Origin of the sequence: Leucobacter chromiiresistens, assembly GCF_001477055.1 — a bacterium.
In the GTDB taxonomy this organism is placed as follows: Bacteria; Actinomycetota; Actinomycetes; order Actinomycetales; family Microbacteriaceae; genus Leucobacter; species Leucobacter chromiiresistens_A.
This window is the reverse complement of record NZ_LDRK01000009.1, coordinates 34,678-60,463: the sequence shown is the minus strand read 5'-3', so window position 1 is coordinate 60,463 and position 25,786 is coordinate 34,678. Positions and strand designations below refer to the sequence as shown.

At 71.6% G+C, this 25,786-nt stretch carries 23 protein-coding genes; 5 read left to right on the top strand and 18 right to left on the bottom strand.

Going from position 1 to position 25,786, the window contains the following annotated elements:
• Positions 1–37: 37 nt before the first annotated feature.
• Complete coding sequence (locus tag NS354_RS01410; RefSeq protein WP_058592836.1) at positions 38–1,474, bottom strand: MFS transporter; 1,437 nt, start codon at positions 1,472–1,474, stop codon at positions 38–40.
• Between the two features lie 60 nt (positions 1,475–1,534).
• Positions 1,535–2,422: an arginase family protein gene (locus NS354_RS01405; RefSeq protein ID WP_058592835.1), complete on the bottom strand. Its 888-nt coding sequence runs from the start codon at positions 2,420–2,422 to the stop codon at positions 1,535–1,537.
• A gap of 145 nt (positions 2,423–2,567) precedes the next feature.
• On the opposite strand from NS354_RS01405, the gene NS354_RS01400 reads away from it, so the two are divergent.
• On the top strand, positions 2,568–4,154 hold the full coding sequence (locus NS354_RS01400) for a PucR family transcriptional regulator (protein WP_058592834.1): 1,587 nt from the start codon (positions 2,568–2,570) through the stop codon (positions 4,152–4,154).
• Between the two features lie 166 nt (positions 4,155–4,320).
• Here the strand turns inward: NS354_RS01400 and NS354_RS01395 are convergent, their stop codons facing one another.
• Entirely contained in the window at positions 4,321–5,541 is a 1,221-nt protein-coding gene (locus NS354_RS01395; RefSeq protein WP_058592833.1) for an acyl-CoA dehydrogenase family protein, read from the bottom strand.
• 170 nt (positions 5,542–5,711) lie between these two features.
• On the opposite strand from NS354_RS01395, the gene NS354_RS01390 reads away from it, so the two are divergent.
• Positions 5,712–6,389, top strand: coding sequence for a TetR/AcrR family transcriptional regulator (locus NS354_RS01390; protein ID WP_058592832.1), 678 nt, complete (start codon positions 5,712–5,714; stop codon positions 6,387–6,389).
• Positions 6,390–6,397: 8 nt separating this feature from the next.
• Here NS354_RS01390 and NS354_RS01385 read toward each other — a convergent pair whose 3' ends face one another.
• The 10 genes from NS354_RS01385 to NS354_RS01340 all read right to left on the bottom strand — a co-directional run bounded on the left by NS354_RS01385 (position 6,398) and on the right by NS354_RS01340 (position 16,827).
• The gene (locus tag NS354_RS01385; RefSeq protein ID WP_193750680.1) at positions 6,398–7,708 is read right to left on the bottom strand and encodes an amidohydrolase; all 1,311 of its coding nucleotides are present in this window, start codon (positions 7,706–7,708) and stop codon (positions 6,398–6,400) included.
• A gap of 11 nt (positions 7,709–7,719) precedes the next feature.
• The gene (locus NS354_RS01380; protein ID WP_058592862.1) at positions 7,720–8,367 is read right to left on the bottom strand and encodes a VOC family protein; all 648 of its coding nucleotides are present in this window, start codon (positions 8,365–8,367) and stop codon (positions 7,720–7,722) included.
• 69 nt (positions 8,368–8,436) lie between these two features.
• A complete protein-coding gene (locus NS354_RS01375; RefSeq protein ID WP_058592831.1) occupies positions 8,437–9,063 on the bottom strand; it encodes an MBL fold metallo-hydrolase in 627 nt (208 codons plus the stop codon).
• Complete coding sequence (locus tag NS354_RS01370; RefSeq protein WP_058592830.1) at positions 9,063–10,148, bottom strand: S-(hydroxymethyl)mycothiol dehydrogenase; 1,086 nt, start codon at positions 10,146–10,148, stop codon at positions 9,063–9,065. The genes NS354_RS01375 and NS354_RS01370 overlap by 1 nt, the downstream gene beginning before the upstream one ends.
• A gap of 102 nt (positions 10,149–10,250) precedes the next feature.
• Complete coding sequence (locus NS354_RS01365) at positions 10,251–11,534, bottom strand: ArgE/DapE family deacylase (RefSeq protein WP_058592829.1); 1,284 nt, start codon at positions 11,532–11,534, stop codon at positions 10,251–10,253.
• A 201-nt stretch (positions 11,535–11,735) separates the two neighbouring features.
• On the bottom strand, positions 11,736–12,833 hold the full coding sequence (locus NS354_RS01360) for a helix-turn-helix domain-containing protein (RefSeq protein WP_058592828.1): 1,098 nt from the start codon (positions 12,831–12,833) through the stop codon (positions 11,736–11,738).
• A 31-nt stretch (positions 12,834–12,864) separates the two neighbouring features.
• A complete protein-coding gene (locus NS354_RS01355) occupies positions 12,865–14,712 on the bottom strand; it encodes an ABC-F family ATP-binding cassette domain-containing protein (RefSeq protein ID WP_058592827.1) in 1,848 nt (615 codons plus the stop codon).
• A 177-nt stretch (positions 14,713–14,889) separates the two neighbouring features.
• Positions 14,890–15,099 carry a hypothetical protein gene (locus NS354_RS01350; RefSeq protein WP_058592826.1) on the bottom strand — a complete coding sequence of 70 codons (210 nt, stop codon included), beginning with the start codon at positions 15,097–15,099 and terminating at the stop codon, positions 14,890–14,892.
• A 27-nt stretch (positions 15,100–15,126) separates the two neighbouring features.
• A complete protein-coding gene (locus NS354_RS01345) occupies positions 15,127–15,828 on the bottom strand; it encodes a DsbA family oxidoreductase (RefSeq protein ID WP_058592825.1) in 702 nt (233 codons plus the stop codon).
• Between the two features lie 72 nt (positions 15,829–15,900).
• The gene (locus NS354_RS01340; RefSeq protein WP_058592824.1) at positions 15,901–16,827 is read right to left on the bottom strand and encodes a 4-(cytidine 5'-diphospho)-2-C-methyl-D-erythritol kinase; all 927 of its coding nucleotides are present in this window, start codon (positions 16,825–16,827) and stop codon (positions 15,901–15,903) included.
• A gap of 231 nt (positions 16,828–17,058) precedes the next feature.
• Between NS354_RS01340 and NS354_RS01335 the strand changes: the two genes are divergently transcribed.
• Positions 17,059–18,714, top strand: coding sequence for an MDR family MFS transporter (locus NS354_RS01335; RefSeq protein ID WP_241490292.1), 1,656 nt, complete (start codon positions 17,059–17,061; stop codon positions 18,712–18,714).
• 5 nt (positions 18,715–18,719) lie between these two features.
• Entirely contained in the window at positions 18,720–19,304 is a 585-nt protein-coding gene (locus tag NS354_RS13760) for a MarR family winged helix-turn-helix transcriptional regulator (RefSeq protein WP_241490291.1), read from the top strand.
• Here NS354_RS13760 and rsmA read toward each other — a convergent pair.
• Genes rsmA through NS354_RS01310 form a run of 4 tightly spaced genes read right to left on the bottom strand, consistent with a single transcriptional unit; the run spans position 19,285 to position 23,225 of the window.
• The gene (gene rsmA / locus NS354_RS01325) at positions 19,285–20,223 is read right to left on the bottom strand and encodes a 16S rRNA (adenine(1518)-N(6)/adenine(1519)-N(6))-dimethyltransferase RsmA (protein ID WP_058592823.1); all 939 of its coding nucleotides are present in this window, start codon (positions 20,221–20,223) and stop codon (positions 19,285–19,287) included. The genes NS354_RS13760 and rsmA overlap by 20 nt on opposite strands.
• Positions 20,190–21,110 carry a TatD family hydrolase gene (locus tag NS354_RS01320; RefSeq protein WP_082677839.1) on the bottom strand — a complete coding sequence of 307 codons (921 nt, stop codon included), beginning with the start codon at positions 21,108–21,110 and terminating at the stop codon, positions 20,190–20,192. Before NS354_RS01320 ends, rsmA begins: the two co-directional genes overlap by 34 nt.
• Entirely contained in the window at positions 21,107–22,693 is a 1,587-nt protein-coding gene (gene metG, locus NS354_RS01315; protein ID WP_058592822.1) for a methionine--tRNA ligase, read from the bottom strand. Before metG ends, NS354_RS01320 begins: the two co-directional genes overlap by 4 nt.
• Before the next feature lie 55 nt (positions 22,694–22,748).
• Positions 22,749–23,225, bottom strand: a complete 477-nt coding sequence (locus tag NS354_RS01310; RefSeq protein ID WP_058592821.1) for an OsmC family protein — start codon at positions 23,223–23,225, stop codon at positions 22,749–22,751.
• Positions 23,226–23,274: 49 nt separating this feature from the next.
• Here NS354_RS01310 and NS354_RS01305 point away from each other — a divergent pair, with 49 nt between their 5' ends.
• Positions 23,275–24,645, top strand: a complete 1,371-nt coding sequence (locus tag NS354_RS01305) for an aminotransferase class III-fold pyridoxal phosphate-dependent enzyme (protein WP_058592820.1) — start codon at positions 23,275–23,277, stop codon at positions 24,643–24,645.
• Between the two features lie 57 nt (positions 24,646–24,702).
• Here NS354_RS01305 and NS354_RS01300 read toward each other — a convergent pair whose 3' ends face one another.
• A complete protein-coding gene (locus NS354_RS01300; protein WP_058592819.1) occupies positions 24,703–25,770 on the bottom strand; it encodes a PP2C family protein-serine/threonine phosphatase in 1,068 nt (355 codons plus the stop codon).
• Positions 25,771–25,786: the final 16 nt, after the last annotated feature.

The window sequence follows — 25,786 nt, the reverse complement described above, 5'->3', positions numbered from 1 at the left end:
CCCCGCCCGTCACCGCGCGTCGGTGGTCCCCCGCCCGTCACCGCGCGTCGGTGATCGCGATGCTCGCGGTGTGGATGCGATGCGCCTCGAGCTCCGTCTCGACGTTCGGCTCCGATCCCGCGAGCGGCTTGCCCGCGCTCTCGGGCACGAAGCACACGGCGACGAGGCCCACGACCGACATGCCGATCAGGTAGTACGCCGCGGCCAGCGGATCGCCCGTCAGGCGGATCAGCGAATCGATGACGAGCGGCGCGGTGCCGCCGAAGAGCGCGATCGAGACGTTGTACGAGACGCCGAGACTCGTGTTGCGGGAGCGCGTCGTGAAGAGCGCGGGGTACGTCGAGGCCAGCGTGCCCATGTAGAGGGCGACCGGCAGCCCGATCAGCGCGAGACCGCACACGATGCCGAACGGCTGCGCGCCCCCGATGAGGCGGAACGCGGGCACGCTGAGCACGATCACCCAGATGGAGGCCGCCAACAGCATCGGCTTGCGCCCCACGCGGTCGGAGAGCATGCCGACCAGCGGCATGCAGACCGCCATGAGCAGCATCAGCGGCAGCGAGAAGAGGTTGCCCTGCACGGCGTCGTGCTCGAGCACCGTCGAGAGGTACGTCGGCATGTACGACGTGAAGGCGTAACCCGCGGAGTTCGCCGCGGCGACGAGCAGCACCACGAGCAGCATGGGCTTCCAGTTCGCGACGAACACGCGGAGCGGGTTCACTCGCAGCGCGGGGCGCGCGCGCCCGCCGGTGCGCCCCTGCGACGCCTCCTCGGCGAGAAGGGCTGCGAAGTGCGGCGACTCCTCGACGCGCATGCGGAGGTAGATCGCGATGAACCCGAGCGGACCGGCGATGAGGAAGGGGGTGCGCCACAGGCCGTCGACCATCGCCTGCTGACCGAACCCGATCTGCAGCGCCGTGACGATGGCCGCTCCCAGCACGAACCCGAGATAGCTGCCCGCATCGAGGAAGGCGGCGTAGAAGCCGCGCTTGCGGTCGGGAGCCGACTCGCTGATGAAGGTCACCGCGCTCGTGAACTCGCCGCCCGCGGAGAACCCCTGCACGATCTTCAGGAGGATGAGCAGCACCGCTGCGGCGATGCCGATGGTCGCGTACCCGGGCAGGAGACCGATGAGGAAGGTCGCGAGCGCGACCGTCGTGAGAGTGAGGAACAGCACCCGCTTGCGCCCGATCTTGTCGCCGAGCCAACCGAAGAAGAGCCCGCCGAGCGGCCTGAAGAGATAGGTGCTCGCGAACGTGCCCAGCATGAAGATGACCTGGGTGGCGGGGTTCGCCTCCGGCAGGAACACCGGGCCGAGCGTGACGACGAGGTAGCCGAAGACGCCCACGTCGTACCACTCCATGACATTGCCCACGAACGTGCCGCGCACCGCCCGGCCCAGCTCGCGCTTGCGCACGATGTTCACCACGCCGGTGTCGAGCGCGGCGGCCCCCGACTGCTGATCTTCCGTCATCGTCTCACTCCTGTGTTCGTCTTGCGGTACCGGGCGCGCGTCGTCGACCGCCCGGGGTGTTCAGCCCTCGGCGCGACGTCGCCCGAAGACCGCGAAGTAGTAGCAGAGATATGCGGCGAGCGTCGCCGTCATGTCCTGGTGGTCCGTCATCGGGTTGACCTCGGTCACGGCGAAGGAGTCGCAGTGGGGCGCGAGCGCCATGATCGTGTCGATCGCCTGCCGCGACGTGAGCCCTCCCGGTTCGAGCGCCCCCGCCCCGGGAGCGTGCGCCGGGTCGATCGCGTCGATGTCGAAGCTGAGGTGGACGTGATCGGCGCCGTCGGTGCGCGCGAGGATGCGCTCCACGGCCGCGGCGGTGCCGATCGCGTCGAACTCCGTCGCCGTGATGCGCGCCAGACCCGACCGCTCCAGGTAATCGTGCGACGACGGGAAGTTGAAGTGGCGCAGCCCCACCTGAATGCTGTGCTCGGTGCGCGCCCGCTCGAGCTCCAGTGATCGGCGCATGCCGCTCGACTGGCTGTGGGTGCCCTGCTGCTCGTTGCGATCCATCACGTCGAGGTGCGCGTCGAAGTGGATCACCCCGACCGTCCCCTCGGTGGCGTCGTGGAGCCCCTTCGAGCCCGCGAAGAGGAAGCAGTCGTCGCCGCCGAGGAGGATCGGCACGTTGCCCGATCGCACGCTCTCAGTGACGCGCGCACTCGTGTGCGCGAGGGTGGCGTGGAGATCGTGCCCCACGACGTGCGCGTCGCCGCCGTCGATGATCTGCGGCGCATCGTGGAGCGCGCCGGTCTCGAGCGAGAACACCGCTCCCGCCTCGACGCGCTGCGTGATCCAGCCGAGCTGCTGCCGGATGCGATCGGGCGCGTACCGGGAGCCCGGGTAGCCGAGCGTCGCGGCGCCGTCGAACGGTGCTCCGATGATCTCGAATGAGCGTGCTGCGTCCGCCATGATCCCTCCCGGTTGTCGCGAATCGGTGAGGTTCCAGCATCGTGGCCGTGCGAAACGGCCGCAATCGCGCTCAGCGCGAATCTCCGCTGATACACTCACCATTGCAGTGATTCGAGGGTGCCGGGGCTCCGGCTCAGGAGGACCCATGCCCGCACGCCGCCCGGCGCCCCACCCGACGCTCGCCGACCTCGTCTCCGCGCGCGAGCTCGACCTCACCTGCGTCGTCGGCCACGAATGGCTGAGCCGAGCCGTCACCTGGGTGCACGTTGCGGAGGTCACCGACCCGAGCCCCTGGCTCACCCGCGGTGTGCTGCTGCTGACGACGGGCCTCGTCGAGCGCACCCCGGAGTCGCTCGACGAGCTCTTCCGCCGGCTGCGCGACCACGGCGTCGCCGGTGTCGGATTCGGGGTGGGCCTCACCGTGCAGGAGATCCCCGACGCCTGGCTCGTCGCGGCCGCGGCGCACGAGGTGCCGCTGCTGCGCGTACCGCTCGACATCCCGTACATCGCCATCGCCGAGCACGTCTCCGCCCGCATCGCCGAGTCGCAGCTGAGCCAGGTGCAGCGCCTCCTCGACATGCAGCAGCGTCTCGCGGCGTCGACCGGCGAAGCGCTCGACGCCGAGGCCCTCGAGACGCTCGCCGAGGAACTCGACGCGTCCGTCGTGCGGCACGGCCGCGGCGGCGAGCCGGTCGCCGTCGGATCGGCCCTCGGCGAGGGCGAGCTCGACGCGATCGCGGGCGAGCTCTCCCGACACGCCGCATCGGGTCGGCGATCGTCGAGCGTCTCCCTCGGCTCCCGGTTCGTGCACATCGCGAGCACCGCCGGGGCGCCGATCGCGGTGACGCGGATGCGGCGCTGCACGCCGCTGGAGCAGGGGATGATCGGGTCGATCGCGCTCTTCATCGACGGCGAGCGCGACGCCGACGCGGGCGAGCTCACGGCGGTCTCGTTCCGCGAGCGGGTGCTCGCCGACGCTCTCGCAGGCCGCCTCGACGACCCGACGCGGCTGTTCGATCTCCTGCTCGGGTCGAGCACCCGATGCACGGTCGTGCATCTCGCCCCCTCGCCCGACCCGGAGGTGCGCAGCGCGAAGGATCCCGCCGCCGGTCTGCTGCTCAAGGCCCACCTCGCGAACGCCTGGAGCGGCGCCGAGCTCACCGTGGTACCGCTGCTCTGCACGTTCGGCTCCGAGTTCGTCGTCGTGCTCGCGGGCGCCGATCACGGGGAGGTGCAGCCCGTCGTCGAGCGATTCCTCGCGAACGAGACCGGCAACCTCGCGAACTGGCGCGCGGGCATCAGCCGCACGGCGCCTGCGGGCGACCTCCCCAGGCTGCGCACCGAAGCGGCGCGCGCGCACCGGGGCACGCGCGAGCGCGCGGCCAGGACCCTCACGTACGACGAGCTGACGCGGCGCGAGACCTATGGAACGGCGATCGGCACGGCGGAGCCCGCGCCGGTGTTCGCCGAATGGCGGCGGCGTCTCGACCTGCTCGGTCCCGCCCGCGCGGAGCGCACACGGAATGCGCTGCACGCCTATCTCGCGGTCAACGGGGCCATCGAGCGCGCCGCGGCCGGGCTCGGCGTCCACCGGCAGACGCTGCGCAGCCGCCTCGACGCCGCCGAGCGGGATCTCGACGTGCGAGTCGACGCCCCCACCGACCGCGCGCTTCTCTGGCTCGCACTCGACTCGGGCGCTCTCGGGCCGGAGGCCGAGTCCTCGGGCCCCTGAGCCCCGAGCACCGCGGTCGGGCGCACGCCGAGAGCGAGCGCACGCCGAGAACGGGCGCACGCCGAGAGCGGGCGCACGCCCGAGGTCGGGCGCACGCCGAGAGCGCGATTCGTGCCGTCCGCCCCAGTAGCGATGTGCTGAATCGCGCTCTCGCGCACGGTCACAGTCAGGCGAACGCCGAGAGCCCGGTGATGTCGCGACCGATGATGAGCGCCTGCACGGTCTCCGTGCCCTCGTAGGTGTGCAGGGCCTCGATGTCGGCGAAGTGCCGAGCGACGCGATTCTCGAGCAGGATGCCGTTGCCGCCGAGCAGATCGCGCGCGTTGCGGGCGAGATCCCGTGCCGTGCGCGTCGCGGTGTACTTGCCGAGGGATGCGCCCGGACCCGAGAGCTCTCCGCGCTCCTCGGCTCGCGTGAGCTGCATGAGCAGTGTCTGCAGCGAGGTGAGCGCGCTCAGCATCTCGGCCAGACGCGCCTGCACGATCTGCGAGGCCGCGAGCGGTCGCCCGAACTGCACCCGCTGGCGCGCGTAGTGTACGGCGGACTCGTACACCGCGACCGCGTGCCCGAGCGCCGACCAGGCGACCCCGAGCCGGGTCGCCTGGAGCACTCGGGCCGTGTCGGCGAAGCTGTTGGCCTTCGGCATGCGCGCACTCTCGGGAACGCGCACGCCGTCGAGCTCGATGTGCGCCTGCCAGATGGCCCGGAGCGAGACCTTGCCCTCGATCGTGGTCGCCCGATAGCCGTCCGAGCTCTGCGGCACGAGGAATCCCTGCACCTGGCCGTCTTCGCCGCGCGCCCAGACCACGGAGATCTCGCCGACGCTGCCCGATCCGATCCATTTCTTGTGTCCGCGGATCACGTACTCGTCCCCGTCGCGCACGGCGCTCGTCTCGAGGCTCACGGAGTCGGATCCGTGCGTCGGCTCCGTGAGTGCGAACGCGCCGAGCTCGGTACCGCGCGCCAGCGGTTCGAACCATCGCTCGTGCTGCGCCGGGGAGCCGCAGAGGGCGATCGAGCGCAGCGCGAGACCGCCCTGCACGCCGACGATCGTGGCGATCGATCCGTCGCCGCGCGCCAGCTCCATCATCGTGAGGCTCGCCGCCAGCAGGCTCTGCTCGGGGAACCCCGGCACATCGATGCCGTCGCGCAGCAGATCGAGTTCGCCGAGACGGCGCGCGAGATCGAGCGGGTACTCGGCGCGATCCCAGATCCCCGCGATGACGGGGCGCACCTCCTCCTGCACGAATGCCCGAGCGCGGTCGCGGTAGGCGAGATCCTCGCCGGAGACGCCGCGGAAGACTCCCGACACATCGGGGTCCAGCGGCTCCCAGAGCGAGTATTCGGGTTCGGCGGTTCCCTGGCTGACGATCGTGGACCTCGACATCGGTTCCTTCCCGCGGCGGGCTCGCGCCGCCGCACCTGCACCGAGCATGCCTGACACGCGGTGTCACGTCAAGCAGTCTGCGACACTCTGGTCCACCTCTGCGACTCGCTGACTCGCCGAAAGCGGTGGAACCGCGTCCCACATGGGCCGCGCTGTGCTAGTTTCGGGGCATGTCAGCGCGCGCCTCCGCACCCCCGCCCGAGAGCTCCACCGCGGCGATCCGCCATCTCGCCGAGCGCGGTTACGAGGCGACTACCGCCGAGGCGCTCGCAGCGGCGGTGGGCATGAGCCGCAGCACGTTCTTCCGCCGGTTCGGCAGCAAGGACGACGTCGTCTTCGCGGACCACGACCTCGCGCTCGCCCGCCTGGAGGCCGCGCTCGACGAGACTTCCCTCGCCCCGACCGAGGCGCTCGTGACCGCGACCACCGATGTGCTGCGCCTGCTCCTCAGGGATCCGGAGGCGGCCCGCCTGCGCTTCGAGCTCATGCGCGTCACCCCCGCGCTCCGCGACCGCGAACTCGTGATCACGCACCGCTACGAGCGGGTGTTCACGCGCTACATCCGGGAGGTGCAGCAGCCGGGAACGCCGGCCTGGGCGGCATCCACCCTCGGCGCATCGCTCGTCGCCGCACACAATGCGTCGCTGCGGGCGTGGCTGCGGGGGCGCATCGACGACGCGGCATCGGCGCTGACCCGCGATCTGCGCGACCTGACGGGCCTGTACCGGCGCTGGCTCGACGGCGGCGACGGCCCGCAGGAGGAGACCCGGGTGCTCGTCGCGGTCTACGATGCCGCCGCATCCCCCGATCGCGTGCTCGACGAGGTCGCGCAGCGCCTGCGCCCCTGAGCCGGGCCTCACCCCTCCCAGCGGTACCGCCCTCCGCGGGCCGCGAACTCGGCGTCGACCGCGGCGCGCAGCTCGGCGTCGGCGAGATAGTCGACGGCCACCGCGCCGAGGGCGGCCGCCGCATCGCCCATCGCCGCGAACGCCGCCGGCTGCACCGTCCACTCGGCGAAGGCGGCGTGGTGCGGGTGCACGTCGTCGGGCCCGCCCAGGCCGATCGACGGGTGGATCGCGGGGATGAACTGCGTCACGTTCCCCATGTCGGTGGAGGGTCCGGCCTGCGCGGGCACGGCCGGCGGCGGCGGCGTCACCCGCCCGCGGTCGCCGAGCGCGTCCGCCCAGCGGCGCATGAGTGCGACGTTCGGCTCGAGCGGCAGGTACGGCGGCACCGGGTCCACCTCGATCTCGGCGGTCGTGCCGGTCGCTCGCGCAGCGCCCTCCAGCGCATCGACGACGCGCTCGGTGAGCACCCGGAGGGTATCGATCTCGCCGGATCGCACGTAGAAGAGCGCCGCCGCCCGCTCGGGCACGATGTTGGGCGCGGCGCCGCCGTCCGTGATGATCCCGTGCACCCGGTCGATCGGGAGGATGTGCTGGCGCAGCTGCGCCACCGACTGGTATGCGGTGACGACCGCGTCGAGCGCGTTGACGCCGAGCCAGGGCTCGCCGGCGGCGTGCGCCGCGCGCCCCCGGTAGGTCACGGCCACCCGGCGCACCCCGGTGGTGCGCTCCCCCCAGATCGGGGAGACGCGCGATCCCGCCGCCGGGTGCACCATCGCGGCCGCGTGCACCTCGTCGAATGCGCCGGCGCGCAGCAGAAGCTCCTTGCCGCCCCCGTTCTCCTCCGCGGGCGTGCCGAGCAGCGTGAGGGTGCCGCCGAGTTCGCGCACGATCGGCGCTGCGCCGAGGAACGCGCCGACGGCGATGGCCGCGATGAGGTTGTGGCCGCACGCGTGGCCGATGCCGGGTAGCGCATCGTACTCGGCGAGGATCGCGAAGTGCGGCCCCGCTCCCGTGCCGATACTGGCCCGGAGCGCCGTATCGAGGCCGTGGACGCCCACCTCGGTGTCGATGCCGTGCGCGAGCAGCACGTCGGCGACGGCTCGCACCGAGCGGTGCTCGGCGAACCCGAGCTCGGGCGCCGCGAAGAGCCGGGTCGCCAGCGCCTCGAGTTCGGGCTGCAGGGCGTGCACCGACCGCGAGAGCCGCGCGCGGGCCTCCTCCCCCGCACCGTCGAAGCGCGAGGGCCCGTCGGCCGGAGGTTCCGGCGGGGTCCGCGCTCGTCGCTGGTAGTCGAGGTAGACGTCGTGGAAGTCGGTCACCGCTCCGCCCCTCAGAACTCGACGATGTCGCCGTCGGCGCGTCGCAGTGCCAGGCGATAGCGGGCTCGCGCCCCCGCGACGAGGCCGGCCGCCCCGTCGCCGAGGCCGAGTGCGTCGAGCGCGTGCTGCAGCGCCGCTGGGTCGGTCTCCTCGCGCACGAACGAGACGAGCTCGATGGCCGGCAGGTCGCCGGTGCCCGGCTGCGGCGTCGCGCCCCAGTCGATCAGGAACGGGACGTCGAGGCGATCCGCGGAGGCCCCCGTCAGCCGCCACTCGAGGAGGTCTCCCGCCGGGGTGCGTCGCGACAGCTCCCAGACGTCGCCGGGATCGAATCCATGCGCGCGGGCTCGCGCGACGGCGGCGTCGATGTCGGCGGGATGCACCGCGTACGCCTGCACGCTGGGGCCGTCGAGCGCGTCGATGCCGAACGTGGTGGGGAGCGCCGCGTCGTCGCGATCCGGATCCGGACCGATCAGCTCGATGTACTGCGGCCCCCGGGCGCCGCCCACGGTGAGGGCGACGAGCGCGTTCGCGGTTCCGGTCGGGTGCGCGCCGCCCGGAACCGCGGTGACGCCGGTGCGCCGGGCGAACCAGTCCACGAGTTCGGGCAGGTCGGGTCCGGCGATGACGATGTGGTCGAGGAGGCGGGGAATGCTCATGCCGAGAGTCCACCACACTCGGGGCGGCGCGCGCGACGGGGCTCGTCACACCCCGTCACGCGGCGCGCGCTAGTGCCCCCGAGCGATCCACTCCTCGAGGTGCGGCGCCTCGTCGCCGATGGTCGTCGTGTCGCCGTGGCCCGTGTACACGACCGTCTCCGCGGGCAGCGTCAGCAGCTTGCCCCGGATGGACTCGATGATGAGCGGGAAGTCGCTGAACGAGCGGCCGGTGGCGCCGGGGCCGCCCTGGAAGAGGGTGTCGCCGGTGAATACCGCGCCGAGGCCGGGCGCCGAGAACGAGATCGATCCGGGCGAGTGCCCCGGCGTGTGCAGCGCCGTCAGCTCGACGCCGGCGACGGAGAACGCGTCGCCCTCCGCGATCTCCGCGTCGGGAGCGGCCTCGTGCACGGTCTCCCAGAGCATCGCGTCCGCCGGGTGCAGGTGCAGCGGAGCTCCCAGCTGCTCGGCGGTCTCCCGAGCGGCTCGAATGTGATCGTCGTGCCCGTGGGTGAGCAGGATCGCGACGGTGCGCCGACGGCCGACGGCCTCCGCCACCGCGGCGGCGCTGTGCGCCGGATCGATGACGATCACCTCGTCGTCGTCGCCGACGATCCACACGTTGTTGTCGACCTCCCACGTGCCGCCGTCGAGCGAGAACGTGCCGCTCGTGACGAGGCGCTCGATGCGCGCGGCCATCAGAGCACCACCACCGAGCGGAGCACGGTGCCGTCGTGCATGCGGTCGAACGCGGCCTCCACGTCGCCCAGCCCGATGCGCTCCGTGACGAAGCCCTCGAGGTCGAGCCGGCCGAGCCGGTACTGGTCGATGAGCATCGAGAAGTCGCGGCTCGGCAGGCAGTCTCCGTACCACGACGACTGCAGCGATCCGCCCCGCCCGAACACGTCGAGCAGGGGCAGCTGGAGCTGCATCTCGGGGGTCGGGACGCCGACGAGCACGACGCGGCCCGCGAGGTCGCGCGCGTAGAAGGCCTGCGTGTAGGTCTCGGGACGGCCGACCGCGTCGATCACCACGTCGGCCCCGAAGCCGTCGGTGAGCGCGCGAATCGCCTCGACCGGATCCTCTGAGCGCGAGTTCACCGTGTGCGTGGCCCCGAAGCGCTTCGCCTGCTCGAGCTTCGCGTCGTCGATGTCGACCGCGATGATCGTGGTCGCCCCCGCCAGCTGCGCGCCCGCGATGGCGGCGGTGCCGACACCGCCGCAGCCGATCACCGCGACCGACTCGCCGCGCTGCACGCCTCCCGTGTTGATCGCGGCTCCGATGCCCGCCATCACGCCGCAGCCGAGCAGACCGACGGCCGCGGCGTCCGATTCCTCGTCGATCTTCGTGCACTGACCGGCGGCGACGAGCGTCTTCTCGATGAACGCGCCGATGCCGAGCGCCGGCGAGAGCTCCGTGCCGTCCTCCAGCGTCATCTTCTGCTGCGCGTTGTGCGTGTTGAAGCAGTACTGCGGCTGGCCCTTGGCGCAGGCGCGGCACTGCCCGCAGACGGCGCGCCAGTTCAGGATGACGCGGTCGCCCACGGCGACCTCGGTGACGCCCTCGCCGACCGCCGCCACGCGGCCCGTCGCCTCGTGACCCAGCAGGAAGGGGAACTCGTCGCTGATGCCGCCGAGCTTGTAGTGCAGATCGGTGTGGCACACGCCGCTCGTCAGGATGTCGACGACCGCCTCCCCCGGGCCCGGGTCGGGTACGATCACCGTCTCGATGGAGACCGGGGCGTTCTGCTCTCGAACGACGACGCCTTGCACTCGGTAGGGCATGTGGGTTCCTTTCGCGGGGTCTCGGGGGCGCGCGCGCCTGCTCGCGGCTCGCGCATGCGCTCACCCCAGGCTACCGAGTGCCGCCGACACGCGCCCCGCAGTTCAGTCGATCTCGGCCACCCCGCACCACTCGGCGATGAAGAGCGCCATCGATTGGGTGCATCGCCGCACCGACTCGACGCTCACGCGTTCGTCGAATCCGTGGATGTTCTCGGAGACCGGGCCGTAGACGAGCGTGGGCGTGTTGCCGTAGTTCACGAACACGCGGCCGTCGAGGTAGCCGGGCGTGGTGAAGCTGGTGAGGTCGCGCCCGAACGCAGCGCGGTGCGCGCGCTCGAGCACCGCCTCGGCGTCGCTGCCCGGTTCGAGCACGTAGCCCTCCGCGTAGAACCCGTCGGGGGTGACCCGCACGTCGAACGGGCGGCGCTCCGCCGAGCCCGAGGCCGCCGCTCGCACGCAGTCCTCGACGGCCGCGTGCGCCTCGGCGGCGGTCATGCCGGGGTACAGCGCCACGCGGAGGCGCAGCTCGCACCACGCGGGGACGCTCGACGGCCAGTCGCCGCCCGAGATCCCGCCGATGTTGAAGTTGATGGGGTGATCCAGATCCTCGAAGAAGCGGTGGCGATCCCGCTCCGCGTTCCACTCCCGCTCCAGGCCCCGCAGCGCGCCGATCACCTCGTAGGCCGCGTCGATCGCATTGAAGCCGTTCGCCATCTCCCGCGGGTGCGTCGGCTCCCCGCTCACGCGGATCGTGCACCACAGCACCCCGACGTTCGCGCGCACGAGCGCGTCCTCCTCGGGCTCCGAGATGATGACGGCCTCGGCCTCGTAGCCGCGCAGCAGCGCCGCGAGCGACCCGTTGCCCGTGCACTCCTCCTCGACCACCGACTGCAGGTGCACGCGTGCCGTCGGCGCGAGGCCCGCCCGGCGCAGCGCATCGAAGGCGAACAGATTCGCGATGAGCCCCGCCTTCATGTCGCCCGCGCCGCGGCCGTACATCCAGCCGTCCCGTACCTCGGCGTCCCACGGGGAGCGCGACCACTGCGCCTCGGGCCCCTCCGGCACGACGTCGATGTGCCCGTTCAGGATGAGCGACCGGCCCTCCACGCGCTCCGGTGTGTAGGTGCCGACCACGTTGGTCATCCGCGAGTAGTCGACCGTGGAGGGGCCGTAGCCCGGGTGCGCCTCGAGCTCGGGCGAGCCGATCGTCCACCGGTCGATCTCGAGGCCGAGCGCCGCCATGCGCGCCTCGACGAGATCTTGCGCGGTCTCCTCGTCCGCGCGCAGTGAGGGAGCGGCGACGAGGTCCGCCGTCGCGCGGAGCTGCTCGTCGAATGCCGCGTCGACCGCGTCGAGAATGCGCTGCGCCTGCGTGTCCGAGATCATGGGTGCCTCCGATTCCGTGTGCTCATCCGACGGCGACGAGGCTGCCGGGCGCGGGTGGCCCCGCATGCCTTCGAGGCTAGGGCGGCAGCGCGCCGCGATCCGTGTCGGATCGCCCCCGCTTGCCCCCGCTCCGTGTGCAAACGGACACCGGCCCGCCTCCCGGTCGGCCGCCGGGCCGCCGCCCGCTGCGCCGCCCGCCGGTCACAGGTCGAGCATCACCATCGCGATCGCCGCGTCTCGCGGCACGGTCACGTCGAGCCCGCTCAGATCTTCGAACGCCCGCAGCCGTTTGAGCACGGTGTTGCGGTGGAAGTAGAGTTCCTCCGCGGTGCGCTGCATCGATCCCGTTCTGATGAAGGTGCGCACCGTGACGGCGAGACGCTCCCGCTCGCCCGCGGGCGCCGCCTCGAACGCACCGACGAGCTCGTGCGCGAAACCGTCGACGCGCTCGAGCATCGTCTCGCGCGCGATCGATGCGAAGCCGTCGCGCAGGCGGCAGACCGAGCCGGCGGCGGCGCGCTCCGCGAGATCGACCGCGATCGCCGCCGCCCGCCCCACGAGGGCGAGGCCGGGCACGCGCGAGACGTATCCGCCTGCGAGCCGATCGTCGGCGTCGACCCAGTCGACGGGGCCGTGCCGCGGCCGCAGCAGCACGGTCGTGTCGCCGTCGTCGAAGTACTGGCCGCCCGCGCTGACCACCTCGCGCACCAGGCGCTCCACGTCGTGGGCGGTGGCGAGCATCTCGTACTCGACTGCGGGGGCGAGCCGCAGCGTCTGGGCGATCGCGGCGAGCTCCTCGCCCTCGGCCTGCCCGGAGAAGAGCCGCGCGCGGGCGCGCTCCTTCGCCGTGCGATGCTGCTGCGCCATCGATTCCGACTCCGCGAGAAAGGCCCGCTGCACCTCGGTCGCGTAGCGCTCCACGACGTCGAGCACCTGCTCGCCGTGCGCGAGCAGCGCGTCGGTCAAGTCGGGGCGGGCGGCGCGCTCGAGACCGCGCCACAGCACCCGGAAGTTGATGCGCACGGCCTCCATGAAGCGCTCGACGCGCACCCCCTGGCGCGCCCGGCGCCGGCCCAGGGCCTCCGCGAACGCCGACGGCTCCTCCGCGCCGGCGTCTCCCGCGAGCCGCGCCGCGAAGAGGGCGAAGGCGCTGCGCGCCGTGCGCTCGATGTCCTCGGCGGCCACCGCGTCGCCCACGTAGCCGTCGTGCGTGCGCAGTTCGGCGAGGAAGTCGTCGAGGAGCCGCGGCGTATCCGCGCGCACGCGTTCGATGAGCTGGAGCCAGCGCGGATCGTGCATCACTCCATTGTGCGGCACGCGGCGCCCGGTGCTACTCCAACTCGGCGGAGAGCTCCAGCCAGCGCTCCTCGAGCGCCGCGACCTCGTCCTCGAGCGCGGTGATCTTGGTCATCTCCGCGTTCAGGGCGGTGTAGTCGCTCTGATCCATCGACGCGAGGGCGGTGCGCGCCTGCTCGGCATCGCGCTGCAGGCGCTCCATCTTGCGCTCGACGGCGGCGAGCTCCTTCTCGGCCGCGCGCCGCTCGGCGCCGCTGAGCGCGGGAGCGGATGCGGGCCCGGTCGCCGACCCGGCGGACGCGCCGCCCGCCGGCCCCGCGCCGCCCGGAGCGGCTGCCGGGGTCGGCGCCGCGGCGGCGGCCGATTCCTCCGCGGCGCGCAGCTCGAGGTACTGGTCCACCCCGCCGGGCAGGTGCCGCAGCCGCCGGCCGAGGATCGCGTACTGCTGATCGGTGACCCGCTCGAGGAAGTACCGGTCGTGCGACACGACGATGAGCGTGCCCGGCCACGAGTCGAGCAGATCCTCCATCGCCGCCAGCATGTCGGTGTCGAGGTCGTTGGTCGGCTCGTCGAGGATCAGCACGTTCGGCTGGTCGAGCAGGATCAGCAGCAGCTGCAGCCGGCGCTTCTGGCCGCCGGAGAGATCCTTCACGGGCGTCGACAGCTGCGCGCTCGTGAACCCCATGCGCTCGAGCAGCTGACCGGGCGTGAGCTCCTGCGCCTTCGATCCGCTGCCGACCGTGAAGCTCGTGCGCAGGCCGGCGATCACCGTGCGCACGGGATCCTGCAGGTGCTCCTCGAGCTCGTCGAGGCGCTGCGTGAGGGTGGCGACCTGCACCGTCTTGCCGCGCTTCACCCGACCCGAAGTCGGCTCGACGGCGCCCGAGATGAGGCCCAGGAGCGTCGACTTGCCCGCCCCGTTCACGCCGAGGATGCCGGTGCGCTCGCCCGGCGCGAGCAGCCAGTCGACTCCGTCGAGGATCACCCGGCCGTCGTACGCCACACCCGCTTCGACGAGGTTCACCACCTCTTTGCCGAGGCGCGCCACGGCCATCGACTGCAGCGACACGCGATCCCGGATCTCGGGCACATCGGCGATCAGCTCGTTCGCCGCGTCGATGCGGAACTTCGGCTTCGACGTGCGCGCCGGCGCGCCGCGCCGCAGCCAGGCGAGCTCCTTGCGGGCGAGGTTCTGCCGCTTCTGCTCGATGGTCGCCGCCTGACGATCGCGCTCGACGCGCTGCAGAATGTAGGCGGCGTACCCGCCCTCGAACGGTTCGACGATGCGGTCGTGCACCTCCCACGTCGTGGTGCACACCTCGTCGAGGAACCACCGGTCGTGGGTGACGACGAGCAGCGCGCCCTGCCCGCGGGGCCAGCGCCGCTTCAGGTGGTCGGCGAGCCAGGCGATGCCCTCGACGTCGAGGTGGTTCGTCGGCTCGTCGAGGAAGAGGATGTCGAACTGCTGCACGAGCAGCCGGGCGAGCGCGACGCGGCGGCGCTGCCCGCCGGAGAGGGCGTCGAGCGGCGCGTCCCAGTCGAGGTCGGAGATCAGGCCCGCGATGACGTCGCGCGCCTGCGGGTCGCCCGCCCACTCGTACTCCTCGCGATCGCCGACGACGGTGCGCCCGACCGTCGCACCGGGCTCGAAGGCATCGGCCTGGTCGAGCACCCCGATCGTCGTGCCGCCGCGCAGGGTTACCTTGCCGGAGTCGGGTTCGCGTCGCCCCGCGAGCATCATCAGCAGGCTCGACTTGCCGTCTCCGTTGCGGCCGACGATGCCGATCCGGTCGCCCTCGCCGACGCCGAGCGTCACCGAGTCGAACACGGTCTTGGTCGGTACTTCGAGGTGCAGGGCCTCGGCTCCCAGTAGATGCGCCATATCCCCTCAAGCGTACTCGGCCCGGCGCGGAGCGTCGGAGATTCGGCGTGCGTGAGACGTGCTGGCCCGGTCCGGTCTCACCGAGGCCGAATGTCTCGCCGAAGCGTGCACGGATCGCCGGCGCTTCCGGCGCCGGTGCTTCAGGCGCCCGCGCTCATCGCACGAGCGGGGGCCGCGTCACGCTGCGCAGCAGGAACCGCCGCAGCAGGATCCGCCGTCGCCGAGCAGATTCATGATCTCCCGCGACTCGGCGTCGGCGAAGGAGGCGGCGCCGTCGAGGCCCGTGTAGGGCGCGGCCGACTCGGTGACCGCCGGGGCGGCCGCGGCGTCGGCGCCGACGGCGCGCTCGGTGCTCGCCGGGCTCTCGGTGCGTTGCTGATCGGTCATGGAGTACTCCTTCGTCGTGGGTCGAGTCTAGACGGCGCTCGCCGGCGCGTTTGCCCGGCGGAACCCGAGCACCTGCTCGAGCACGTTCTCGAAGGCGTCGGCCGACTGCGCGCCCGAGACGCCGTACTGCTCGTCGAGCAGGAAGAAGGGAACGCCGCTGATGCCGAGCTGCCGGGCACGCACGATGTCGCGCCGCACCGCCTCGCCGTAGGCGTCGTCGTCGAGCGCGGCCCGCGCCTCCGCCGGGTCGAGGCCCGCCTCGGCGCCGAGCCGTGCGAGCGCGTCGGCGCTCGACAGATCCTCGCCCTCCGCGAAGTAGGCGCGGAACAGTCGCTCCTGCACGTCCGCCTGCGCGCCGCGCTCGCGCGCGAGATGCAGCAGGCGGTGGGCGCGCTGCGTGTTCGCGTGCCGCACCTCGTCGAAACGGAACTCGATGCCCTCGGCGGCGCCGAGTGCGGTCATCTGCCCGAGCATCTGCTCGACCTGCTCCGCCGGCATGCCCTTGTGGCGCACGAGGAAGTCGACCTCGCTCCCCGAGAAGTCGAGCGGCGTGTCGGGGGCGAGCTCGAAGCTGTGGCTCTGCGTCTCGACCGCGACATCGGGGTGCCGCTCGCGGAAGGCGCGCACGCCGGCCTCGAAGCGGTGCTTGCCGAGGTAGCACCAGGGGCAGGCGATGTCCGACCAGATGTCGACGCGGATCGTGGTGTCCGCGGGCGTCGTTTCACTCACGCACAGTGCAGCGCCGGGCGGTCCTCCCGTATTCCCGCCGCGTCCGAAACGCGCGGCGGCGGGCATCGGCGCTCAGATGACGCGCGCGCCCGGAACGGGCCCCGACACGGTCAGCGCGCGGAAGCCGCGCCGACCGAGCACCGTGCGCACCTCCGCGGCCTCCTGCGGGGTGCCGACGAGGAACGCGATGGTGGGCCCGGAACCCGACACGATGCCCGCGAGCGCTCCGCGCGACTCCCCGAGCTCGAGGATCTCGGTCAGCTCGGGCGCGAGTTTCAAGGCGGCCACCTGCAGGTCGTTGTGCATGGCGTCGGCGAGCGAATCCGCGTCGCCCACGCGCACCGCCTGCAGCACGGCGGTCTCCACTTTCACGAGGTCGGGCTGCGGGCCGAGCGCGCTCGCGTGGCGGTCCCGGTGCTCGTCGAGCGTGCGGTAGACGACCGGGGTGCTGAGACCGGATTCGGAGAGCGCGAGCACCCAGTGGAAGTCGCCCTGCGCGAGCGCGGGGCTGAGCTCGTCCCCGCGCCCGGTGCCGACCGCGGTGCCGCCTTCGAGCGCGAACGGCACGTCGGCGCCCAGTTCGGCGGCGAGCGGCAGCAGGCCCGCTCGGCCGAGCCCGGTGCCCCACAGCTCGTCGCAGGCGACGAGCGTCGCCGCGGCGTCGGCCGATCCGCCGCCCATGCCGCCCGCGATGGGCACGCGCTTGAGCACGGTCAGGGAGACTCCCCCGCTGAAGCCGGTGCGCTCGGCCAGCAGCTTCGCCGCGGCGATGGCGAGGTTGGAGTCGTCGAGCGGCAGCTCGGAGGCGTCGACGGGGCCGACGAACCGGATCGAGAAGTCGTCGGCGTGGACGGCGGTGACCTCTTCGAACAGCGAGACGGCCTGGTAGAGCGATGCGACGTCGTGATACCCGTCGGACTGCAGCGCTCCGACGCGGAAAAACACATTGATCTTCCCGGGTGCGCGCACCGTGACCGGGCCCCCTCGGCTCCTACCCATGGTCCTACGCTAGCGCAAGCGCTCCCCCCGATCCGACGGAACTGCAACAGGCGTTCGTTAGTTGACACCCGTCAACCAAGTGCTATAGTTGACCCTTGTCAACAGTTGACTTGGATCAACCGACGCCACTTCCGCATCCCGCGCCCCGCGACGCGCGCGATGCCAACCGTCAGCACACAGAAACAGGTGTTCATGTCCCTTCCCGCATCCGCTCCTCCGCAGCCACCGAAGATGACCCATCGCCAGGTGCTCGAGGCGCTCTCCGGCCTGCTCCTCGGCATGTTCGTCTCGATGCTCGCCTCGACCGTCGTCTCGAGCTCGCTGCCCGTCATCATCCACGATCTCGAAGGCGACCAGGCCGCATACACGTGGGTCGTCACGGCCACGCTCCTCACCACCGCGATCTCCACCCCGATCTGGGGCAAGCTCTCCGATCTCTTCAACCGCAAACTGCTCTTCCAGCTCGCGATCGGCGTGTTCGTGCTCGCAACCGCAGCGGCCGGGTTCTCGCAGGATCCCGGAACCATGATCGCGTTCCGCGCCGTCCAGGGCGTCGGCGCCGGCGGGCTCGCGGCCCTCAGCCAGGTCATCATGGCCGACATCATCAGCCCGCGCGAGCGCGGCCGCTACATGGGTCTCTTCGGCGCCGTCATGGCACTCTCGACGGTCGGCGGGCCCCTGCTCGGCGGTGTCATCACCGACTCCATCAACTGGCGCTGGAACTTCTTCGTCGCCCTGCCCTTCGCCGTCGCCGCACTGTTCATCGTGCAGAAGACGCTCCACCTGCCGAAGCGCCCCAAGAAGCAGACGAGCATCGACTACTTCGGCATCGTGCTGCTCTCCGCAGCCGTCTCGCTGCTGCTCATCTGGATCACCAACGCCGGCAAGGACTACGACTGGTGGAGCCTCACCACCGTGCTCATGGTCGGCGGCGCGATCGTCGCCACGGTGCTCTTCATCATCGTCGAGCTGCGGTCGAAGGAGCCGCTCATCCCGCTGACGCTGTTCCGCAGCCGCACCTTCACGCTCGCAGTCGTCGCATCGATCGCGACCGGCATCGCGATGTTCGGCTCCTCGGTGTTCCTCAGCCAGTACATGCAGCTCTCGCGCGGAGCCACCCCGACCCAGGCCGGCATCATGACGATCCCGATGATCGCCGGGCTGCTGCTCGCATCCATCGGGGTGGGCGGCCTCATCACGAAGTACGGCAAGTGGAAGCCGTACCTGATCGTCGGCGGCGTGCTGCTCATCGCGGGGTCGACGTTGCTCTCGACCATCCACTACGACACCAACTTCGCGCTCGTCTCCCTCTACATGTTCCTGCTCGGCGCGGGCGTCGGCATGACGATGCAGAACCTCGTGCTCGTCGTGCAGAACACCACGGAGCCCTCGCAGATCGGCGTCTCCAGCTCGGGCGTCACGTTCTTCCGCAGCCTGGGCGGCACCATCGGCGTCTCCGTGATGGGTGCGGCCCTCGCTACGAAGGTCGCCGACCTCATGGGATCGGAGTCCATCACGGCGAAGATGACCGCCGCCCTGCGGTCGCTCGGCAAGGAGGGCCTCGCGGTCGCGGAGCAGCTCCAGTCGGGCGCGCTCCCCGAGGTCTCGAAACTGCCCGAGGCGGTTCGCGTGATCATCGAGGACGTGTACGCGCAGGGCATCTCGCACTCGTTCCTCATCGCCGTGCCGTTCGCCGTGATCAGCCTCATCGCGATCGTGTTCCTCCCGAATGCGCCGCTCACCCAGATGACGAACACCGAGCGCGCGCAGGCCGCGGAGGCCGACCTCGCGACTGTGTCGACCTCCGCGGGCATGGGTGTGCTGACCGCGACGGGCGGCATCCCCGTGATCGACGAGGACGAGCCGAATCGGTCGTCGAGGAGGTAGCGACGTTGTCTGCTCAGACCGATCGCGATCCGGCCGATCCCGCCTCGCCCGTCGATCCCGCCGGACTCCCCGCGGAGGAGGCGGGATCGGCGGGATCGGCCGGCCCGGATGCATCGGCGGGCTCGGAGGGGTCGCCTGGCGGCGACCCCCGCTCCCGGGCCTTCGCAGCGCTCGAGCGGGAGTTCGAGCACATCTTCACCCAGTTCCGCCGCTCGGCGATGGCCAATGCGTCGCAGGTGAGCACGGGCATGCTCCCCGGCGCCTACAAGGTGCTCACCACGATCTCGCGGATCGGCAGCGCGACCCTCTCCGAGCTCACCGAGATCCTGCTCACCGATAAGGGCCAGATGAGCCGCACCATTCGCGAGCTCGACGAGCGGGGACTCATCGACCGGGCCCCCGACCCGTGCGACGGCCGCTCGATGCGCATCTCCCTGAGCGAGTTCGGCGCTCACCGCCTCGCGGTGACGCGCGGCGAGAAGGAGCACGAGCTGCGCGACGCGATGGACCGGTGGACGGTCGGCGACATCGTGCGGTTCACCGAGCTGCTCCACGCCCTCTCTCGGGGGCTTACGCCGCGGGATCCGTGAGCCGAGCGGCAGCGCGCGCGATCGCGAGGAACTCGTCGATCGCCAGCTGCTCCGCCCGCGCCTCGGGGTTCACCCCGGCATCGGCGATGATGCCGACCGTGCGATCGAACGCTCCGAGCACCGGCTGCAGCGCCTGCCGCAGCATCTTCCGCCGCTGGGCGAACGCCGCGCCCACGATGTCGAAGGTCAGGCGTCGCTCCGCCTCGGTGCCGAGCGGCGACTCCCGTCGCTCGTAGCGCACCAGCACCGAGTCGACGCCGGGCACGGGCCAGAAGATCCTGCGGCTGACGGCGCCCGCGATGCTCCACCGGCCGTACCAGGCCGCCTTCGCGCTCGGTGAGCCGTACTCCTTCGAGCCCGGCTGCGCGGCGATGCGGTGGCCCACCTCCGCCTGCACCATCACGAGGCCTCCCCGCAGCTCGCGGAGCAGCTCGAGCAGGTGCATGAGGATCGGCACCGAGACGTTGTAGGGAAGGTTCGCGACGAGCAGCGTCGGCGCGCCTCCCGCGAAGTCGGCGGCGGTCACCTCGAGCGCGTCGCTGCGCACCACGCGGAGGCGCGGGCGATCCGCATCGGCGAAGACGGCGGGCTGCAGGGCGGCGACCGTGGCGGGCAGTTCGGCGGCGAGGCGGTGGTCGATCTCGACCGCGGTGACCTCGGCCCCGGCTTCGGTCAGGCCGAGGGTCAGCGACCCGAGCCCCGGCCCGACCTCGACGACGCACTCTCCGCGGCGCACATCGGCGAGGCGCACGATCTTGCGCACGGTGTTCGGATCGATGACGAAGTTCTGCCCGAGCTTCTTCGTCGGCGAGACGCCGAGCCGCTCCGCGAGCTCGCGCACCTGCGCGGGCCCGAGCAGCGCGCTCGTCTCGCGGGCCGCGTCGCTCACGCGCCGACCGCTTCCGGCTCGGACTCCCATGCCCCGTAGACGCGCTCGGTGTTCGACGCGAGCAGCGCGCACACCTCGTCGAGCGGGCGCCCCAGGGTGTCGGCGAGGCGCCGCACCGTGTGCGGCATCAGGTAGGGCGCGTTCGGGCGGCCCCGGAAGGGCTCGGGGGTGAGGAACGGAGCGTCGGTCTCCACGAGCAGCAGCTCGGGCTTCGCGATCGAGATCGCCTCGCGCAGCTTCGGAGCGTTCTTGAACGTCGACGGCCCCGCCACCGACAGGTACCAGCCGCGCTCGTTGCAGATCTTCGCGAGTCTGACATCGCCCGAGAAGCAGTGGAACACGGTGCGCTCGGGCGCCCCGACGCGCAGCAGCGTCGAGACCACCTCGTCGTGCGCGTCGCGGTCGTGGATCTGCAGCGCGATGCCGTGAGCCTTGGCGATCTCGATGTGCGCTTCGAACGATTCGATCTGGGCGCCGCGACCCTCCTCGCCGGTGCGGAAGAAGTCGAGCCCGGTCTCCCCGATGGCGCGGACGCGCGGCTGCGCCGCGAGCCGCGCGATCTCCGACAGCTGCTCGTGCAGCATCCCGCGCTCCGCCACGAGCGGCGCTTCGTTCGGGTGCAGCGCCACCGCGGCGAGCACTCGCGGGTCGCTCGCCGCCAGCTGCGCGCTCCACCGGCTCGTCTCGAGGTCGGTGCCGACCTGCACGACGCCGCGCACCCCGACGGCCTCGGCGCGTGCGAGCGAGTCGAGCGGGTCGAGCTGATCCACCCCGTCCTCGAACTCGAGATGCGTGTGATTGTCGTAGACGGGAAGCGGAAGGGGCTCGGGCGCCTCGGGGCGCGACAGATCGCGCCCCGAGGACCCGGCGCGCTTGCGCAGCCCTCCGGCGGGCACCTCCGCCGCGGCCCCGCTCACTTGCTCGTCTCGTCGGTCTCGATCCGGGGGAAGAGCACGGCGAGCGGCTGCTGCTCGGTGCCCGGCGCGAGCTTGCCCCACACGGCCGCGTCGCGGATCGGCTGCTCGTCGAGCGCGCCGAGCGTCGCCTCCGCGCCGAGCGCCGCCCAGAGCTTGCCCGTGGCGACGGGCACGACGGGGGCGAGCAGCTCGGCGAGCACGCGCAGCCCCTCGGTCGCGGTGTAGAGCACCGTGCCCAGGCGCGGCCGCTGCTCGGGATCCTTCGCGAGCGCCCACGGCTCCTGCTCAGTGATGTAGCCGTTCAGGGCGTCGACGAGCTCCCAGATCGCGGCGATCGCCTCGTGGATCGCGAACGCCTCGATGTGCGCGTCGGCCCGCTCCGCCGCAGAGGACGCCAGCTCGCGGATCGCCGCGTCGGCGGCCGACTCCTCGCCCGCCTCGGGCACCTGCGATCCGAAGTACTTCGCGTTCATCGCGAGCACGCGGCTCGCGAGATTGCCGAAGCCGTTCGCGAGCTCGGCCTGGTAGCGCGCCGCGAGATCCTCCCAACTGAACGACCCGTCGTGGCCGAACGAGATCGCGCGCATGAAGTAGTACCGGAACGCGTCCGAGCCGAAGGTGTCCGTGATCTCGTTCGGCGCGATGCCGGTGAGCTTCGACTTCGACATCTTCTCGCCCCCGACGAGCAGCCAGCCGTGCGCGAAGACGTGCTTCGGCACCTCGAGGCCCGCGGCCATCAGCATCGCCGGCCAGATCACGGCGTGGAAGCGCAGGATGTCCTTGCCGACGAGATGGTTGGCGGGCCAGCGGCGCGCGAACTCCTCGTCGTCCTGCCCGTAGCCGATCGCGGTCACGTAGTTGAGCAGCGCGTCGAACCACACGTACGTGACGTGCGACGAGTCCCACGGGATCGGAATGCCCCAGTCGAACGAGGTGCGGGAGATCGAGAGGTCTTCGAGGCCCTGCTGCACGAAGGCGACGACCTCGTTGCGCGCACTGGCCGGCTGCACGAAATCGGGCCGCTCCTCGAAGAGGGCGAGCAGTCGATCCTGGAACGCGCTCATCTTGAAGAAGTAGTTCTTCTCCTGCAGCAGCTCCAGGGGCTTCGAATGGATCGCGCAGACCTTCTGGCCGGCGAACTCCCCCGCACCGTCCACGATCTCGCTCTTCGGCTTGAACTCCTCGCACCCGACGCAGTAGAGCGCCTCGAACTCGCCCGCGTAGACGTGACCGTCGTCGTGCAGCTTCTGCAGGAACTTCGCGACGCCCGACTCGTGCCGCTCATCCGTCGTGCGGATGAAGTCGTCGTTGGAGATGTCGATCAGGTCGAGCAGCGGCTTCCACGCCGACTCGACGAGCCGATCCGCCCACTCCTTCGGGGCGACGCCGTTCGCCGTCGCCGTGCGCAGGATCTTCTGGCCGTGCTCATCGGTGCCGGTGAGGAACCAGGTGTCGTCCCCGGCCTGACGGTGCCAGCGGGCGAGCACGTCGGCCGCCACCTCGGTGTAGGCGTGCCCGATGTGCGGGGCGTCGTTGACGTAGAAGATGGGCGTCGTCAGGAAGAACGAGGAGGGGTTGGCCATGACCTCCATTGTATTGGGAACCGGGGGCCGGGCCGGGCGCTCCGCGTCCGTAGGGTCACGAGGCCGCGGCGACGACGATCTCGGGTTCGTGGCGCACCGGGAAGTTCACCGAGTTCGCGATGAAGCACGCCGCCGAGGCCTCCGCATGCGCGGCGCGCGCCGCCTCCACCATGCCGGCGTCGGCGACGACCACGCGCGGGCGCAGCACGACCTCCTCGAACGCGCCGCCGACCCCCTGCTGCCGCATGACGCCGGTTGCGGCGTCGGTGTACTCCGTCACGACGACGCCGGCGCGCACCGCCATGTGCAGGTACGACAGCATGTGGCACTGCGCGAGCGCCGTGACGAGCAGCTCCTCGGGGTTCCACCGGTCCCGATCGCCGTGGAACGTCGGATCGGCCGAACCCGGGAGCGCCGGCTTGCCGTCGGCGTGAATCAGCAGCTCGCGCCCGTACGCGCGGTACCCGCTCGTGCCGCTCCCCCGGTTGCCCGTCCACTCGATGCCGATGCGGTACTCGTGGAGATCCTTCATGCCCCCACTCTAAACCGGCCCGCAGTGGCGCGAGAGTAGGATCGGCAGCATGAGTTCAGCGACCAGCACCGCAGCCGTCCGCACCGAATCCTCCATTCCCCAGGAGCGCCTGGTGCGCACCGAGATCCCGGGGCCCCGATCGCAGGAGATCCACGAGCGCCGCCGCGCGGTCGTGCCGCCCGGAGTCCACAGCGTGCTTCCGGTGTACATCGAGCGCGCGCACGACTCGATCCTCGTCGACGTCGACGGCAACCAGATCATCGACGTCTGCGGCGGGATCGGCGTCACCACCGTCGGCCACACCGATGCGCGGGTGGTCGAAGCCGCAACGGCCCAGCTGCAGCAGGTGACCCACACGCTGTTCACGATGACCCCGTACGAGCCCTACGTGCGGGTCGCCGAGCACCTCGCCGCGCACGTGCCGGGGTCGACCGATGCAGCGCCCTACAAGACCCTGCTCATGAACTCGGGCGCCGAAGCCGTCGAGAACGGCGTCAAGATCGCGCGCAAGTTCACGGGCCGGCCGGGCGTCGCCGTGCTCGAGCACGCCTACCACGGGCGCACGCTGCTCACGAGCAGCATGAACCACAAGGCCGCGCCGTACGCGCTCGGCTACGGCCCGCGCGTCGGCGACATCTACAAGGCGCCGAACTCGTACCCCCTCCACGACGGGCTCTCCGGCGCGGAGGCGGCGGCGCGCACCATCGCCTTCCTCGAGAAGCAGGCCGGCGCGCAGGATCTCGCGTGCCTCGTCGTGGAGCCCATCCAGGGCGAGGGCGGGTTCATCGTGCCCGCCGACGGCTTCCTCCCCGCGCTGGCCGAGTGGTGCCGCGCGAACGGCGTCGTATTCATCGCCGACGAGGTGCAGGCCGGCATGGCGCGCACCGGCACCGTCTTCTCCATCGAGCAGTTCGGCGTCGAGCCCGACATCGTGCTCTCCGCCAAGGGCATCGCCGGGGGCCTCCCCCTCGCCGGTATCACCGGCAGGGCGGAGATCATGGACGAGTCGCAGCCGGGCGGCCTCGGCGGCACCTTCGGCGGCAATCCCGTCTCCTGCGCCGCGGCCGTCGCAGTGTTCGAGCAGATCGACGCCCTCGACCTGCTCGGCGAGGCGCGACGCATCGAGGCCGCGTTCGGCGGGGGCCTGCGCGCCCTGCAGGAGCGCGTTCCCGCGATCGCGGAGGTGCGGGGGCGCGGCGCCATGCTCGCCATCGAGGTGACGAAGCCCGGCACGCTCGAGCCGGACGCCGACCTCGTGGCCCGAGTGATCGACGCTGCTGCGCAGCGCGGCGTGCTGTTGCTGAGCAGCGGAGTGCACAACCAGGCGATCCGCTTCCTCCCGTCGCTGAAGATGACGGACGAGCTGATCGCCGACGTGCTGCAGGTGCTCGAGGAGTCGTTCGCGGCCGCGAGCGCCTAACGGCGGGGCGCCTCCCGGGCGCGGTCGCCGCGTGTCGGCCGCTCCGGGCCCCCGCGGTCAGCTGCGCTCGGCTCGCGGGGTGGTCGGCGCATCGGGGAGGATCACGGGCTCGAGGTCGTCGTACTCGGCCGAGCCATCGTCCGCGAACCCGTCGAAGGACCCCTCGTCCGCGCCGGAACGCTGCTCGAGGCCGGACGACCCCCGATCCACGTCCTCGCCGTCGTGACGCGGCGGCGCGGCGACGACGGCGGCAGCCCGAGCCGCACCGCTCTCGAGCGGCGCACTCCCGCCGGCCTCGACGAGCTCGATCCCGGATCCCGCGAGGCTCCCCGTGTCGACGACATCGCCCACGGCGTGCACATCGATGACGACGACGGTCACGTTGTCCCGACCCGCGTTCTCGAGCGCATGCCGCACGAGCGAGCGCGCAGCGGACTCGGCCGTGGGCTCCGTCGCGAGGAAGTGCTGGATGCCCACGTCGGTGAGCTCCTTGGTGAGGCCGTCGGAGCAGATGAGGATGCGCTGGCCAGGGATGAGGGCGAGCGACGTGTAGTCCGGGATCGGCGCCTCGTTGAACCCGACCGCGCGCGTGATCACGTTCGCGTGGGGATGCACCTCGGCCTCCTCCTCGGTGATCGCGCCGGTGTCGATGAGGTGCTGCACGACCGAGTGATCGACGGTGATCTGGCTGAGCGCGCCCTTGAAGTATTGATACACCCGCGAGTCGCCGATGTTGAAGACCTTCCACGTCGGCTCGGCCTCGGTGCCGAGCACGACGCCTGTAACGGTGGTACCCGCGCCGAGCTCCGTGTCGCCCGCGTCGAGCTCGATGTCGTCCACCGCGTCGCTGAGCGTCTCGTCGATGTCCTGCTCGCTCACGAGCTCTCGTCCGCCGAGCTCGGCGAGGCGCCGCACGACGGCGGCCGAGGCGATCTCGCCCGCGGAGTGCCCGCCCATGCCGTCGGCGATCGCGAAGACCGGCGGCGTCGTGACGTAGCTGTCCTGATTGTTCTCCCGGCGTCTGCCGACGTCGGTCACTGCGAACCACGAGAGCTCGAGTTCGAGCTCGCCCCCGGCGCGGTAGTTCAGGCGTCGCCGAACCCCGTTCTCTCCGCGAGCCGTCACAGCTTCCCTCTCATCG